Annotated in this window: 19 protein-coding genes; all 19 read right to left on the bottom strand. The window is 62.7% G+C overall.

What is annotated here, in order from left to right:
* Positions 1-5: 5 nt before the first annotated feature.
* The 19 genes from QZ564_RS04230 to QZ564_RS04320 all read right to left on the bottom strand — a co-directional run bounded on the left by QZ564_RS04230 (position 6) and on the right by QZ564_RS04320 (position 15,071).
* The gene (locus QZ564_RS04230) at positions 6-413 is read right to left on the bottom strand and encodes a glycoside hydrolase (RefSeq protein WP_297105127.1); all 408 of its coding nucleotides are present in this window, start codon (positions 411-413) and stop codon (positions 6-8) included.
* Positions 413-979: a DUF1833 family protein gene (locus QZ564_RS04235; protein ID WP_297105129.1), complete on the bottom strand. Its 567-nt coding sequence runs from the start codon at positions 977-979 to the stop codon at positions 413-415. The genes QZ564_RS04230 and QZ564_RS04235 overlap by 1 nt, the downstream gene beginning before the upstream one ends.
* A complete protein-coding gene (locus QZ564_RS04240; RefSeq protein ID WP_297105131.1) occupies positions 979-1,347 on the bottom strand; it encodes a hypothetical protein in 369 nt (122 codons plus the stop codon). Before QZ564_RS04240 ends, QZ564_RS04235 begins: the two co-directional genes overlap by 1 nt.
* On the bottom strand, positions 1,340-1,564 hold the full coding sequence (locus tag QZ564_RS04245) for a hypothetical protein (protein ID WP_297105134.1): 225 nt from the start codon (positions 1,562-1,564) through the stop codon (positions 1,340-1,342). Before QZ564_RS04245 ends, QZ564_RS04240 begins: the two co-directional genes overlap by 8 nt.
* A gap of 5 nt (positions 1,565-1,569) precedes the next feature.
* A complete protein-coding gene (locus tag QZ564_RS04250) occupies positions 1,570-3,618 on the bottom strand; it encodes a phage tail tape measure protein (RefSeq protein WP_297105137.1) in 2,049 nt (682 codons plus the stop codon).
* A complete protein-coding gene (locus QZ564_RS04255) occupies positions 3,605-3,811 on the bottom strand; it encodes a hypothetical protein (RefSeq protein ID WP_297105140.1) in 207 nt (68 codons plus the stop codon). The genes QZ564_RS04250 and QZ564_RS04255 overlap by 14 nt, the downstream gene beginning before the upstream one ends.
* A 146-nt stretch (positions 3,812-3,957) precedes the next feature.
* Positions 3,958-4,374 (bottom strand): hypothetical protein, encoded by a 417-nt coding sequence (locus QZ564_RS04260; protein WP_297105143.1) that lies wholly within the window; start codon positions 4,372-4,374, stop codon positions 3,958-3,960.
* A complete protein-coding gene (locus tag QZ564_RS04265) occupies positions 4,374-5,360 on the bottom strand; it encodes a phage tail tube protein (protein WP_297105148.1) in 987 nt (328 codons plus the stop codon). The genes QZ564_RS04260 and QZ564_RS04265 overlap by 1 nt, the downstream gene beginning before the upstream one ends.
* Positions 5,361-5,378: 18 nt before the next feature.
* Complete coding sequence (locus QZ564_RS04270) at positions 5,379-5,807, bottom strand: hypothetical protein (protein ID WP_297105151.1); 429 nt, start codon at positions 5,805-5,807, stop codon at positions 5,379-5,381.
* Positions 5,808-5,811: 4 nt separating this feature from the next.
* A complete protein-coding gene (locus tag QZ564_RS04275) occupies positions 5,812-6,459 on the bottom strand; it encodes a DUF6441 family protein (protein ID WP_297105154.1) in 648 nt (215 codons plus the stop codon).
* Entirely contained in the window at positions 6,456-6,779 is a 324-nt protein-coding gene (locus tag QZ564_RS04280) for a hypothetical protein (protein ID WP_297105157.1), read from the bottom strand. The genes QZ564_RS04275 and QZ564_RS04280 overlap by 4 nt, the downstream gene beginning before the upstream one ends.
* A 3-nt stretch (positions 6,780-6,782) precedes the next feature.
* Positions 6,783-7,022, bottom strand: coding sequence for a hypothetical protein (locus QZ564_RS04285; RefSeq protein WP_297105159.1), 240 nt, complete (start codon positions 7,020-7,022; stop codon positions 6,783-6,785).
* Between the two features lie 73 nt (positions 7,023-7,095).
* The gene (locus tag QZ564_RS04290) at positions 7,096-8,145 is read right to left on the bottom strand and encodes a major capsid protein (protein WP_297105162.1); all 1,050 of its coding nucleotides are present in this window, start codon (positions 8,143-8,145) and stop codon (positions 7,096-7,098) included.
* A 67-nt stretch (positions 8,146-8,212) separates the two neighbouring features.
* Positions 8,213-8,893 (bottom strand): head decoration protein, encoded by a 681-nt coding sequence (locus QZ564_RS04295; RefSeq protein WP_297105166.1) that lies wholly within the window; start codon positions 8,891-8,893, stop codon positions 8,213-8,215.
* Positions 8,894-8,954: 61 nt separating this feature from the next.
* Complete coding sequence (locus QZ564_RS04300) at positions 8,955-10,511, bottom strand: S49 family peptidase (RefSeq protein WP_297105169.1); 1,557 nt, start codon at positions 10,509-10,511, stop codon at positions 8,955-8,957.
* Positions 10,512-10,526: 15 nt separating this feature from the next.
* Entirely contained in the window at positions 10,527-12,137 is a 1,611-nt protein-coding gene (locus tag QZ564_RS04305; RefSeq protein ID WP_297105172.1) for a phage portal protein, read from the bottom strand.
* Positions 12,134-12,376, bottom strand: a complete 243-nt coding sequence (locus QZ564_RS04310) for a hypothetical protein (RefSeq protein WP_297105175.1) — start codon at positions 12,374-12,376, stop codon at positions 12,134-12,136. Before QZ564_RS04310 ends, QZ564_RS04305 begins: the two co-directional genes overlap by 4 nt.
* 9 nt (positions 12,377-12,385) lie before the next feature.
* Complete coding sequence (locus tag QZ564_RS04315; protein ID WP_297105178.1) at positions 12,386-14,494, bottom strand: terminase gpA endonuclease subunit; 2,109 nt, start codon at positions 14,492-14,494, stop codon at positions 12,386-12,388.
* Positions 14,484-15,071, bottom strand: a complete 588-nt coding sequence (locus QZ564_RS04320) for a hypothetical protein (protein ID WP_297105181.1) — start codon at positions 15,069-15,071, stop codon at positions 14,484-14,486. The genes QZ564_RS04315 and QZ564_RS04320 overlap by 11 nt, the downstream gene beginning before the upstream one ends.
* Positions 15,072-15,267 lie beyond the last annotated feature (196 nt).

A 15,267-nucleotide genomic window follows, 5' to 3' on the forward strand; every position in this document is an offset into this window, starting at 1 on the left:
TCGGATTAGAGGGGTCTATGAAAGCGAAAGCGGCGCCAGCCGACCGCCTGAAGCGAGCTGGTTGTGTCGGCAACGACGCCCACCACCTCCAGGGCATGCACGATGATGCCGCCATCCTCAGCCAGCCAGGTGCCAATATGATAGCCGCAATCATTGCGCGCCATGGTCACCAATGCGCCATCCTCAGGCGCACCGATTTCCTGCCAGCGGCCGCGCTCTGGGTGCACGGCGATGGCCGCCGCGATCCCCTGCCGCCCGGCCGTTCCCGGCATGGCAAAGTCCGGCATGTCACGCCCGAAAATCTCGCGCTGCAGGATCCGTGCGCAGCCATAGCAGTTAATACTGCCCGGCGCCCGCCCACCCAGATCATATGGCCGGCCGATCAGGCCATTGATGATCGCCACCCGATCCATCAATCCGCTCCGAACAAGCCAGGGAAATCCTCCCGGCTGAACGTGCGCCGGGGAAACCCCTTGTTGAGCAGGTCGACAAAGGTTGCCGTCCCCTCGATCCGCAGGACCGAGGCGGAAACCACCCGCATGGTCAGGTCGCCGATAATCAGGTCCGGCGCAGTGCTGGCGACATAGGCGCCACTCTCGGCATCGCGCACCGCCACCCACTCCCGATAGACCAGCCTGGCCGATGCGCGCACCTTTGCAGCCGCTTGCAGCTTCGGCCACACCGTGCGCGGCACATTGTCGAGCGCCAGCTTGATGCTGCCCATCTGCCCGTCAACCTGCTCGGGCAAGGTTACGTCCATGGCCAGGGCCTGAAAGGTCTTGGTCTCTCCACCAAAGAGTGGCGCATCCGCTTCAAGTGTCAGGTCCCAGTCGCGCTCGTCCAGGACGATGCGCACACTGTCCGCATTGTCGCTCTCATCCACGAATGCGGGGTGAATGAGTTCCAATGTGGACACCACGAATTCATCTGCCGGCGCCGATGCATAGGCTTCTTCAAGAGCCTGAGACCAATCCGTCATCAATAATCCTCGACATCGAGCGAAACCGATACCCGGTGCCGCAACCCCTGGCCCGGATCGTCGGAAAAGGGTTCGCCGCGCGTGAAGCGGCAGAGCTTGGTGACAAATCCGCCCCCACGCCACACCGGCATGTAAAAGGGCAAGGTGCCATCGATCAGCACCTCGTTGACCCAGAGGTGAAAGGCATCGAACTGGGCGTTTGACATGCGGATGGCAAAGCGCAGCGTCGCGATCCGCAGGGTGGATCGCCGCCGCGCCCGCGCAGGTCCATCCTCGAACTCAGTTGCATCCGCCGCGCGAAACGGCGTGCCCTGAAAGCTGCCAGCAATAGGGGTGTGTGGCACGTCGGCCGGCCAGGCTTCAGGCATCCGATCTCACCAATGCGGGCCGCGCCGGAGTATCCACATTTTCGATTTTCACCCCGATTGCCCCCGCTTCACCAGTGACCAGCTCAATCTCGGCACCAGGATGAAGCTTGGCAGCAACGATAGTGCCGTCGCCCGCTGTGACGGTGACCTGCAGGGCGCCGCTGGTTGTGTTGGCAAAGCTCCAGCGGTCCCCCGGTTTGCTGGGATAATCGGTCACACTCACTATCGACCCTTTCTGTTGATGCCATAAAGCTCGCGCATCAACCCGTCCATTTCGCCTCGGGCATAACCGTTCTTGACCTCCGCCAGAACGACCCGGGCAATTGGAATGCCATCTCTGCCCTGCCGCATTTCCGCGCTTTCCACCCGCTTGTCGCCTGCCGGGTTAACAATCTCGACATGCAGGGGGCCAGCCTGCTGCCGCGCCTGCTGTGCATTGCGCACCAGGGCCTGCACAAGGCTGTCGGCATTGTCCATCTGGCGTGGCGTGAACACGCCTTCGTCCCGGCGGGCGACGATCAACGCCTCTTCCCGGCTGAGGCCGCCATTATGCATGCGCGGCAGGGTCGCCAGATGCCGCGATTGTGGCGCACTGCCCCGGCCGACCAGCCAACCGGAATGCGCCTGGCCAAAGAGTGACGGGCCGGTGAGGCCGGGGACAAACCCTGCCGTTGCCGGTCGGAACGCGCTCGACAGCCAGCCCGTCAGGGCATTGACCCCCATATCGATGCCACCTGTCAGCAACTTGTTGATAAGCCGGTCAGTGACATCGGCCAGCACCTCGCCAGCTTCCTTGCCTTCACGAAAACCCGAAACGATGCTGCCCAGCACGTCCTTGGCCGTTCCGCCAAGGCTTTCCATCGCACTCTCGACCAGCTCGATCGAATCCCGCTCCTTGTCCAGCTGCTCGACCAGGCCACGGATTGTCTGCCCTTCTCTGGACGCCGCCTCCACACCGGCGCGGCGCAGCTGGTTCATTACCTCCCGCTCGACGGCGGTCATGTTCAGCGCGGCAAGCTCATCCTGCAAAGCCTGCACCACGCCGCGAATTTTCTCCCTTTGCCGATCGGCATCGGTGGTGGTGCTACTGCGACTGGATCCGGCGCCAGACGTTGGTGACTTGAATGTGGAGCTGAAGTCCTCCCAGCTTGGCAGGCTCCCAGGCAGGTCAATCTTTGGCACAACCGGCGGAGTGGAGCCACGACCCTGGAGCTCCGTTATACGGGACAACAGGCGATCCGCTTCCGTCGTTAGGTCCTCAAACTCCTGCCGAAGCTCCGCCAGCTCTCCTTGTCTCAGCATCTTGAGCGGATTGAATTCGCCCATTTTTGCGATGTCGTCTTCCAGCGTGGCGATGGAGTCCCTAACACCCGCCCGTCGATTGTAGAGATGGGCCAATTGGTTCTGCAGAGGATTGATCTGAGTGCGGTTTTCGATCGAGTTGAACTGGTCCAGAAAAACGCCCAGAAGGTGCGCCGCCTCAACAATCACCCGCTTCAGCCCCTGGTCCACCGTGGTGGCAATCTCGGAAAACTTCCGGTCCAGATCATCGGCCTTCTTGACCAGGTCTTCGTCCAGCACCGCACCCAGCTCGGTCGCTGCTGTGATCGTATCGCGGATACCCTGCTCACCCTGCTCGATCAGCTGCACAAACAGCTCGCCGGCCGAACCACCGAATATCTCGTCCATGACGCGGATTTGCGCCGCACGGTCGAGCGATTGCAGCTTGCCGATGATTTCGCTGAACAGCGCCGAAGGATCCTTGAGCTTTTCGCGCAGCCGCTCGGCATTGTAGCCCAGCCTCTCAAACGCCTCGGCAGCTGAGCCGCCCCCTGTGGTGATGAATTCATCAGCCCGCAGGTTCAGTTCCTTTATGCCGTCCACCAGCTGGTCAACGCCGATGCGGTTCTGCTCGGCAACATACTTCAGCTCCTGGAAAGCCCTGATGTCGAGGCCTGCCCGCTTGGCGGCATCACCGACTTCCGCCACGCCGCGCGCCACGTCACGCACCTGCTGCACGGTGGCATTGGCCACAAGGCCAGTGACCAGTCCGGCCACACCGCCGCGCAGCCGCTGCAATCCACCAAAGACCTCCCGGCTCACCTGCGCGCTCGCATTGATCTGCTTGAGCACGGCATTGGCTTCCCGGCCCTGGGCTTCGATCTGGGCCAGGGCGCGGTGCCCTTCCAGACCCAGTTCATGAAAGCGCCGGAGCGTATCCGCACCGCCCTTTAGCGAGACGCGGACACCCACTTCCTTATTCCGGTTCACCATCGTCATCCTTTTCGCTCAGTGCCTTGACGAGACCACGCTCGCAGCCGGCCAACAGTGTTTCCGCCTCGTCGCCATCAACCCCGGCCAGCATCAGCCGGCGCAGGGCGCGATCCATGTCGACACCAAGCACTGCGCCCCCGGGGGAAAGCCGCAAGCGGTGCGCGTCATCCATGAACAACCCCCAGGCCATGCGCCCCTCATCCGACTTCGGGGCATGGGCATGATAGGGGCAGTCTCCCGGCTGCGTGGTCGCGCATGCAGCGCCCGTTACCTTGCAGCCTTCACAATATTTGCGCCCCTTGCCGCGCCCCCAATGCCAGGCGGCAAGGAGCGCAATCAGTTTCCCTCGCGGGCGATCCGGTTGTGGCGCTGGAGCTGTTTCTGACTAAAGGCGTTACTGACCACAGGGTCGGCGATCACGGCCGCCAGCTTGGCCGAATCGAAAGGAATGTCGGCGCCACGCTCCTGCACGCCCTTCCAGTCGCTGACCGTCAGTTCGGCTATGCCGATTAGATAGAAATAGGTCCAGACGCCATTGCGCTCGACCTCATCGCTAAGATCAGGCAGGCCAGTCACATGTCCACCGGCGCGGCTCACGGCTTCGCCACCCTCGATCGCCTGCACCACCATATGGTCCGCCCGAGACCGGGCCGCATAGCTGATGGGCGTGGTCACCGGCAGAGCAAACACGGAAACCCCGTCGGCCAGATCCAGCCAACGGGGCGTTTTGCGGTCAGTTTCACCAATATCCATCAGTAGCTGTCCACGTCATTGGTCAGCACAACAGACATGAGGTAGCCCAGGTCAGGGTCACGGGCCGCGCGCCACTGCCAGCTCTGGCTGATCCCGCCTGGGCCATTGATCGGCAGCTTCGGCTTGAAGAAAAACACCCGCGGCATGGTGATGACCAGGCTGAAATCAGGGTGTGAGGCCAGGCCATAGGTGATCACCACAGCGGCAGGGGTTTTGGCGTTGGCCAAAGTCTCGAGCGCGGTAGACGTGCTGTAGCGCACATCCAGCGTGCCGGTGCACATGCGCTCGCCTTCATCCACGCCATCGATCAACCCGTCAGCCCGGATATTCTCCGCGCTCTCCAGGCTGTTGGTGTACTGTGCCCGGCCCGCACTGACATTGCCGATGGCACTGCCCCCCACCGTGATCGCGGCCTTGGCATTATCGAAGGGCAGATAGGCCAGCTGGATTGGCGTTGCGTCACGCGCACCACCGACATCGCTGGTTTCGCCCTGCCCGATCAGCGGCACCTCAGCCAGGGCGCGGCCGGTACGGGCCAGATCGAAATTAAGCCCGCCCGCCTTCGTCCCATAAACGGTGTTCCATTTGGGCGTCGAGAGCAACGGATGCCCGGTCTGGCTGGCAAAGCTCAGCAATTCCTGCCCCGACACAAATTCATGCTCGAAAACGCCGCTGTCAACGCCCGTCTCTGCGCTGTCGGGCGCTCCGAACACAGTCTTCAGCACCACGCCCAGATTGCGCGCGCACATCGGCACCGTCATCGCGTCATTGACGATCACCGGCCCCTGCACCGGATCGCCAGCATCGGGCGAACCCAGGTTCCAGGTAGGGTCATCTTCCGGTGGCTGCTCCGGCGACAATCCATATTGGCGCATGGGGACGCGGTAATAGACGCCACCGCCCGATCCGTCTGGCGGGGTGCCATAGGTGGCTTCAAAGCCAATGAGGTTGACGACATCCGCGCCAACCGCGCGTTGCTTGGCCATGTCTCTCTCCTGATCAGGTCAGCCGGCCGAGGTTTCGGCCCAATAATCGATTTCAATAGTCATCTCGGCACCCTTGAGCGGCAGGGCACCCCAGATTTCCCGTGGCGCCGTCTCGGGCGGCAGCACCCGTATGGCCGTCACATTGGCACCGAAGGGCAAAGCTGCTTCCGCCGCAGCCCGAAAGGCTTCGATTGCCGCATCCAGCAGGCTGTCCCGCTGCGCCTCGTCGGCATGGCGCACAACGATCACCAGCACCGGCCTGGCCGTGAACTCAAAGACCGGACCATTGAAGAATTCGTCGGTCAATTCGCTCGCCGGACCGTCCTGCAGGGTCTGAAATCCCTCATCGAGATCGTCGAGCGGCAGATTGCGCTTGAGCGCATATCCCGGAACTGCCGCCAGGGCAGCATAGAGACCGGCGATATTGGTTTCGCGCTTGCTGGCCATCGAACTACCTCCAGTTGCGCACGATTTCGTCCACCAGGCGGGAATCCATGGCGTCGTAGACGGATTGCGGATCGAGGTGTTTGGGCATCCGAACCATGGGCACGAGGTAAAACATCACCACGCTGGACCAGCCCTTGGCGTAGCGCCCGGTTTTGGTAATCCCGCCGTCCTTGATGCGCCGCGACACCTTGCCGGCCTTGTTGCGCCGCACCGCATCCACCACCAGCAGCGACGCGCCGGTTTTGCGATAGACATAGCGCAGCGGTCCGAAGCGCGCGTCAGGCCAGTTGGATGGCGACACGCGCTTGCCCATGAAGGATTTGGGCGCATCCGGCGATGGAATGGCAAGGTAGAAGCCGTTCGGGCTGCGGATGGCCTGGACCCGCGAGAATGCATCCACAATATGCGGCGCATTCGACCAGATGCGGCCCGCCGCCCCATAGGAGTTCACCGGCGCCCGCGGATCGACCTGCATGCGCCAGGCATTGGCCAGGCGAACCGATCCCAGGCTACCCATGACTTGTTGGCGCAGCCGGTTTTGCCCCCAGCCGGTAACATTGCGCACGGACTGCGTGACGGCCCGCGCGCCCTCTTCTGCCTCCGCGTCGAGAATATCCGTGAGGCGCCCCTCAAGGGCCGCGACCAGTCTCATGACAGCTTCGTGAGACTGATCAGGATTTCGAACCGGCCATCGTCGACAGGTTCGAAATCCAGCACACTGAACTGACCTTCCTCGGTCACCAAGACATGACCTTTGGCAAGGCCAGGCAGCGCCGAAAGCAAACCGCGGGTCACATGCGTGCCGGCACGCATGGCCACGCCGAACTCGTCAAACCGCTCCCGCGACACGACGATGCCGGAAATTGCCTTGAGCCGCGTCACCGGGGCAGCCCCATCAATAACGACGTCAACGTCCTCGAACAGCCGGTCCTGAATGGCACCCAGCATCTTCTGCACGAGGTCGCGACGCATGATCTAGGCCCGGCTCTGCAGGTCGGAATAGCGCAGGCGCCGCGCCTGGCCGGATTGGCGCAGTTCCAGCGCCTTAGCGGGTGGCATGGGAACGTGCTGGCCGGCCACCCCCAACCCTTCGACATCTTGGCGCAGGACCACGGTTTCTTGCCCCCCAACCTGCGCCGCAGATTTGACCTTTGCCCTGGACTTGCTGCTGGTGGATCGGGCCGGCTTCTTGGCCGGCTGACTGGTGTCGGTCATGGCAATCTCCTTTGGTGCTGTGGCCGTATCCAGGTCCGCCAAGGGGCGGGCCTGGAGGCTGCGACAGCCCGGATCAGTTCGAGGATTTGACCTTGATCAGGACTTCGGGGCGCTTGCAGATGGCGAGCGGATTGCTCTCGGACTTGAGCTCGATCCCGGCGCCGTGCTTGAGGATGTCGGGCGAGATGTAGATGTCCTGGCCCACCGTATTGACGAAGCGCACGTCATTGGCAGGCGCGAACCAGGTCTTGAAAGTGTCGCGGGTACCGGTCGGGAAGGCGTGGCCCTCATTGGTCGCAATGAAGCGCTCATTGACCACTTCATTGTTGACATTGCGCACCGGCGCCGAACCGTAATATTCGCGGAACCGCAGGTTCTGGAAGTCGAACACGCGCCCCCACTGCCCACCAAGGTTCTGTCGCTCCATCTGCGCGATCGCCTGAATCCCGGCCTGGTTGGTGGTCCAGTATTTTTCCACCTTGGGATGCTGGATCAGGCGATTGAAGAAGGTGTTGTCGACCAGCACCTCGACGCCAGACATGGTTTCGCCGCGCAGGTTCTCCGACACCTTCTGGAACACCTGATCGCACTTGGCGATCACGTCCGTACCATCGGTTCCGAGCAGGAAATCGACTTCCTGCGGCGTCTGATTGAAGACCTCATAGAGGTTGTAGATCGTCTGCCCGTTCCCATCCTTGATCAGGCCCTTGAGCGCCCCCATCCGCATATATTCAAGGGTGATGTCATGATTGTTGCGGATATTGGCCAGGCGCTTGACCATCTCGTCGTCGAGCGTCGCGGGACGCTTGGAGCGGCCGACAATGATCATCAGGTTCTGGATATCCTGCGGCGAGATCAGGTCCAGGTCCGGGAAGTGCGGCACTTCGACAAAGATCGTGTTACCCGCCTCACGCTGCGCCGGCGTACCGGGGGCACCGCGATCCTTGGCCGGCAGCACGCGCAACACGCCATTCTCGATGCGGATTTCGACGATGGTCGAGATGGTCCCCTCATTGTCGAACAGGCCCATGGCCCGGATCAGGCCATAGGAATTGGGGATACGGTTGACCTGCTCGGTCAGGTCAACATGGGTATAGGGAAAGTTGAAATCTTCCGGGTCCATGCCTCGGTCCTTTCAAAAGAAAAGGGCCGCTGTCGCGGCCCGGGATTGACGGTCAGCGTGAGCCCGATCAGCTCAGCCGGATGATGATGCCCTTGGCCTCGGTAGCGGCGTAGAGCGCGGCCCGCTGGTCAGCAGTGATGTCGTCAGGAAGGGCAAGCCCGTCGCTGGCAACGATGGCCGGACCCCGTGCCAGGGTCAGGATGGAGACGTCCGTTCCATCGGGAGCGGTCGCCGGCATGATGGCGAAGCTGTCAAAGACCTGGCTGCCATCAACGGCCTCCGGGTCCCATTCCTTGAGTTTGGTGCCCGGATGCACCAGAACTTCGAAGGCGTCACCGATATCGAAGTCTTCCGCGCCATCGGCGATGGTGAATTTGATCACCCCGTCAAAGGCCACGCCGACAGTGGCCGTGCCAATATTGGCACCGGCCGGATCGAACACATGGAAAGTGCCGCCATTGGCCGCTTCGGTTGCACAGACCAGGCGATAGATGCCGGGAACGACACCTGCACCCAGGGCCGGATCGGCGAGAGTGATTGTGCCATCGCCAACATTGCCGGCGACGGCCGAAGCCTCCGGATCATCGCCATCACCCAAGCCAAGCGGCTGGCCGATGACCACGGCGCGGCTGGCGCCATCACCGGCCATCAGGACACCCTGTTCGCGATTGAAATCAGGGTTGAGTTCGAACTTGAGAAAGCTCGTCTGGAGCTTGGGGGAATTTATTGAAAAGCTGCGGGGCGGCATTTGGCCCTCCATCACTGCAGTTGCTGGGAAAGCCGGGACACCGCCCCGGCGGGTTTAGCGCCTACTTGCCGGCGCGCTTGGCGTTGAAGCGATCGACGGCCGAGGACAGACCGGCAACCCTGCCGTTGGGGGCGTCATTGCCGGGATTGTGGTCCCGGCCCGACATAGCAGCACCAAGAGCCGAGGAGCGCGCTGCGCTCTTGAGCAGGCCCCGGGCATCGCCATAACTCATCTTCCCGGCGCCGACCTTGGCCGCCAGTTGCCCGGCGAGCTTTTCGCGGCCCCGTGCATGTTTGGAACCAACGAGGTAGGAACCAGCCCGTGCGCCAGTGGCCTTGGCTTCGGGCTCCTTGTCTTCATCCTCCGCGTCCGGATCATCATCCGCCTCGGCCTCGGGATCGTCCGGATTGTCTTCCGCATCCGGGTCATCCGGATTGTCCTCAGCATTGGGATCATCAGGATCCTGTTCCGCATCCGGGTCATCATCGGCCGCCGCCTTCGGCTTCAGGGCAATACCCATCTGGTTCAGCCGGGCAATGGCCTTCTTGTCACCCCGCGCAGCGGCAGCGCGCAGCTTCTTGACTTCGTCTTCAAGCGACATCTCGCTCTCCTTGGCTTTGGTGTGCGCGGCGGAGTCCGCCGCTATGGACCCCGTCCCGGTCGGCACACCGGACTCATCCAGGTCGGGAAGGGAAGCAACCAGCAGGTCGAAGGCCTGCCGTTCAGTGGCAATTTCATCGATCAGGCCCAGGGCGAGCCCGGACATGGCATCATCGGCATGCTCGGCCAGGAACCAGCGGCCACGCAGGTCTGCGACCTGCTCTGCGCTCAATCCACGCCCCTCCTGCACGATCAGGGAGAAGCGCCGCGCAATCTCGCCAACCACCGATTGCAAGTGTTCCCGCGCCTCTTCGGAAAGCGGTTTCCAGTCGGCACCATCGGTCTTGTTCGGATGCGACTGGATCGCCTCAATCTTGATGCCGACCTCGGCCAGCCACTCGCTGACGTCGACATGCATGATGTAGACGCCGATCGAACCGACATCGCCATCGGCAGGCGCCAGGATGCGGTCGGCAGCGCAGGCAAGCGCATAGGCCGCCGAACAGACCAGGGAGGCATGCACCCAGAAGGGCTTTCCACCATTAGTCGCATTGCCTGCGGCCAGCTCGGACACCAGGTCGAAGCAACCACTGGTCATGCCACCCGGAGAATTGACCCGGGCAAAGAGCGCCCTGACCCGATCATCGGCACGGGCCGCGCGGGCAGTGGCGCCAATCTGGAGGTAGCCCGCCACCCAGCGTTCCGACCACCAGTCGTAATACCCGTTTGGTGTCAGAACCCCCTCGATCTCGATCACCGCCACGCCGTTGATGATGCAATAGCCATCGGCAAACTCGATACCCTCGGCCCATGGCACGGATGGCATAGCCAGGGTGTTGGGCCGCTCCTCACGTTGCTCTGCGTGTGGGGAGAGGCCAATCGCGCCAAGCGCCCGTGACAAGACACCGTGACTGGGCCGCACCGAGGTCAGCGCGCGCTCGGCAAGGGCCGCCGCGCGACGGGGTTCAAGCAGCACGACGCTGCCCGGCGTCCGCAACGCCAGATCCAAATCGCTCATTATTGGCTCCAGTTTTTAGCTGTCGGCGCGATCGTCCGGCATATCGCTGCGCGCAACGATGCCGACATCGGTTTCGGGATCGGCAATGCCCAAACGCTGCATTTCCTCGTTTTCGCGAGCCTGTTGATCGAGAATGTCTTCCCAATCCTCGCCTTGTTCCGCCGCCTCACGCGCCAGCGTGGAAATTCGGCCATCGCGGCGCAGGGTAGAGGCCTGGGCTTCCTTGACCGGGTCGATGAAGCCGCGCCCGGGACCGATCCAGTCCGCGCGCAGATAGGCCGCTGGGGCGTCGTAGAAGTCGGGCGCGCCGTCGGGCAGCTCGACGACACCCAGGTCGATGGCATCCTCCAGCCAAGCGGCATAGATCGGCTGAGCGAACTGGGCGATCAGCACCGAGCGGAGCCGCATGATGCCGCGCCACACTTCATTGAGCGCAGCCCGGGCGGACGAGTAGTTTGTCCGGCTCCAGTCCATGGACAACTGCTCGTAGGAAATGCCTAGCGATGCCGCAAAAGCCTGAAGGAAAGCAGTCTGGAAGGCGGGGTAACCTGCCGTCTGGCGCGGCTGGGTGTTGAATTCCGCCTTGTCGCTGGGGAACAGCGTCAGGAACCGCGCATCGTCGAGAACTTTGCGGTCGCGATAGAAATCGGCGCGCTGCGAGTTAAACCCGGACCAATCCGTGCCGGAGTCATCTCCCAGGCGGGCGGCCGCATATTCGGCGCCCATCTCGGTGTAGATTGTGCCAACGATCGAGGCATTGACCGCCGCCGCCTTGACTTCGTTTTCCGAGTAGCGGCTGAGCATGCGGCTCTTGAGGATGCCGGCGACGAACCGGGAAATACCGCGAGACTGGCCAGGACGTCGCTTGTCATAGACATGCAGCACCTTGGGCCGGTCCCAGCCCGGAACCACCCGGTCCCAGCGCTCGATACGATCCCAGGAAAAGGGATCGACAGTCAGTCCGAAGACATCGGCAGGGTGGCCGCGCCGGATGTGATAAGCGATCGGCGCACCATCTTCGTCTTTTTCTACCCCGCCGCGCAGTGTCTCGCTGTCCGGCATGCCGTTCGGATTGCTCAGCCGGTCAGGGTCCACCATGTGCACTGCGGTCCGGCTGTTCCAGCCAATACGCGGGCGCCACCGCAGCACCGACAAGCTTTCGCCGATACCAACGAACTCCCGCGCGGCCAAGGCTGCGAGGCCAGTAAAGTTCAGCTGCCGTTCCGCATCACAGCGAAAGATGGGATCACTACCCCATGCCATGAAACTCGCCTGGAACTGGCGGCCAAGGGCATGAGCCTCGGGCCGGCTGATCCCCAGGGCTTCAGCGTCCGGCTTGGCATTAAGGCGCAATGACCCTCCCACCAGCATATCAACCTGGCGGTCGATGCCGGCGGCGACCCAGCCATCATTACGCTCCATGTCGCGAATGCGGCCGATCGTGACGGGGCGATCCCGCAACCATTCGGCATCGGACGATTGTAGCCCTGGCATCCAGCCGGCCAGGGCCTGATTGCCCAGATCAGCGCCGGTATAGGCAGACCGGGGCGCACTCGCCTGGCTCGCGGGGCGCGCGGTGATGCCGTGCCGATCGCCCGCGGCGACGCGAATGCGGGGCTTGCTCAATACTGCCTCCCGAAGCCCACGCGCACAGGTCCCAAACCATGCTTGGCACCCGTGACCTGGGCGAGTTCAAGTTGCAGCCGCGCCAGCTCGGCATTGATCTCCGACAAGCTCGCCAAAGCGAACTCGGCTGATCCGCCTGCGTGGCCGACCTTTGCCGCTGTCTTACCCAGCATGCGCTCGCTCTTGGCTGCGCGGAGAGCCGCGATATCTGCCTCGATTTCTTCCCGGCTCCGGCTCATCGCGCACGCCTATCGATTGAGCGCTTTGAGGGCATCGAGCCCATCATCGCGCTTGGGTTTGACTTGCACCGCCGCAGGCTGCGGCGGTGTGCTTTCCTCTTCGCCGACCACGGGTACGACCGCGGGCGCTGCAACGGGGTTCTGTTCGAAAAGGTCCGTTGCCGGCTGGGCCAGCATTTCCGCCAGCTCACGGGCACGCTGTTGCCAACGTTCCTCGGTCCAGTTCCACAGACCCACATAATGGGTGAGCGCCCAACCGTAGACGGCGCAGTCAAGCCAGTGGTTTGGCCCGCGTGTCTTCCAGGTCCTGCGCTTCTCGCCATTGACCGTTTCGGTAGCGACATACTCGCTGGTCAGCTGCTCGAAATATTCCTGCTCCGCATCAGCCGGATAATGCTGATACCCGCTCGGTAGCCCGGTCTTGCCCTCCTCTGGGACGCGACCAAGATACACCATCAAGGCACCCTTGATGCCCCAGGTGCCGACCAGCCAGACGCGCAACCCAAACTTCTTGGCCTGCCCCGTCTTGGGCCCTGCCGTCTTGGTCTCGGTCGTCTTGGACCGATAGATCGGCTGCTTTGACCAGCCATCCTCACCCTTGATAGCCAGGGCATTATGCCGGCGTTTGACCCAGGCATAAACGGCCAGGGCATTGTAACCGCTATCCACGGCGATCATGTCCGGCGCTACCCGCACCGAGCCAAACCGAATGCCGCGATCGGCAATCAGGTCGAGCTTGGGCCAAGCCCCCTCAAGCGGCGCATCCGTTGTGCCTGGCAGGAAACCATAGTCCAGGTGCCAGACCTGCTTGTTTGGCCCCCAGCCCTTATAGGCGTAATAGATGCCATCGCCCTGGACGTCGGCAGTGAGGGTGACATATAGCACCCCAGCGGGAGCCGTGCCACGATGCCAATCCGGCTCACGCCGCGCCGCTAAAGCCTCCCAACTCGGCACATCGGTCTTTGGCCGATAGGGCCGACCAAGGTCCGAATTCTGGAACGGCTGCAGCTTGACCGGGTCGTCTCCGGCACCGAGCTTGCGGGCGATCAGATTGTCCCAGGTCTCAAACGTATTGGCCTCGCCAACCATCCGGAATGACACCACTGTCTGAGGCCCAACTTCCCTGTGACGCCAGATATCGATCTCCGATTTCGGAATGACCTTTGGCGGCATGACGCCATCCGCATCGGCGGCGGTCGGAATCCAGCATGCTCCGTTCTCCCGCGCCTTCATGTCGCGCTTGTCGACATTGAAGTGTTCGCGTTGGCACAAAGGGCAGGTGTAATGCGCCCGATAGGGCGGCACCGGGTTGTGCTCAAGATCCTCGATCGCCAGATCGACCAGCGCGCCGCAGCCCAGGCACGCAAGGTAATAATGCCGCTGGTCGCCGCGCTTGTATTCGGCGTCGATGTCCTCATCCTCGAATTTGGGCGAAGACACATCGAAAACCTTGGCCAGGCCGAACACCCGATAGGTCTTGAGGCGGGCATCCGACAAGTCCTTCGGATCGCCCTCATTGTCGGCGTTGTCGGTCCAGGCGGACCGGTCATCGCGAACCATGAACCGGATCGAGTGCTGCCGCAGTGTCGCCGCAGAATTGGCGCCCGCAAAGAGCAGAAAGCCGCCTCGGAACCGCAGGCGCTTGCCGGTGGAGCCTTCACCCGACCGAGACTTGTTCGGGGCCACCACGCCGCCCTTTTCAGGGGCCAGCACATCTGTGGCACTGATCGTTGGACCCAGCTTTTCCTGATACCAGTCCTGGGCGGCGCTGACCGTGGGGCCGACATACATGGTCGGCGCCGGCGTCCGGTGCATGATGTAGCCAATCCAGTTTTCCGCGACGGCAGAACCACCCGACTGGGATGGCTTCATCAGAACGACCTGTTCGCATGGATGATCCGGCGACAGGCAATCCATGATCTCGACCAGCTCCGGCGCCACGTCATTGTGCCAGCGGCCGGGTATGGCACCCATGTCCGGCACAACGCGGAACTCCTCCGCCCAGACTGAAACCAGCTCCTGCGGATCCGGCATCAATCCCAGAGCCGCAGCATGAAATATTCCCTTTCCATTGTTGCGGATGCGGGCATCGCTGGCCGCATGCAGGTCACTCGTCATCAGCCTCATCATCCTCGGCCATGCGGTCCAGGTCCTTGGCGAAGTTCTCCAGGACCTTGCGCAGCTCGGTCGCCATGACGCCGCGAACCGCGACAGCATCGGGCTGGGCTGCCAACCGCTCCGACAGTGTCGCCGGCAGACCCATCAGCCGATCGCGAAGCTTGCGGAACACTTCGGTTGTGCGCCGCTCGACATCGTCGCGGAACATGATGTTACCGAGGCGCTCTTCCAGGTCGAGGCGCGAATTCTCTGCATTGAACGCCTCCCGCCGCGCCCGGGACTTGTGGTAGCTGGCGTCGCCACCGGATTTGCCGTCGCCCTCATCAGTATCATCGGCATCGTCCCGGCCATTGCGCAGCGCCTGGGCGGGGTCGGTTTCGTCCCGCACCGCACGCTGCAACTCCACCAGGTTCACCAGCACGGTGCCGCGATCACCCGCCTTAGTCGAGAGCCGACCAGCCGCCTTGAGCTTGTTGACGCGCTTGTGCATGGCAGCGCGCGAAACCGGCGGCTTCTGCAGCCGCGCCGCCTCAGCCAGCGTCACCCAAAGCGAGGCGTCGCTGTCAACCGTGTTCACCACGTCCGTCAACTGCGTCAACCCTGTCAAATTTTCAAGAAACTAGCGAAATACCGCACTCAGACGCACCGCATACGGTCGAGGTCGGGGAAGGACCCGCGCGAATGATTTCGCCCCACACTTCCTGCAAATTTGCAGGATGACACCCACCAACCCTCGATCGCTCCAGCGTAAGACGAAACAGCATCGGGTTGGC

The sequence above is a fragment of the uncultured Devosia sp. genome, from assembly GCF_913055165.1.
Taxonomy (GTDB): domain Bacteria; phylum Pseudomonadota; class Alphaproteobacteria; order Rhizobiales; family Devosiaceae; genus Devosia.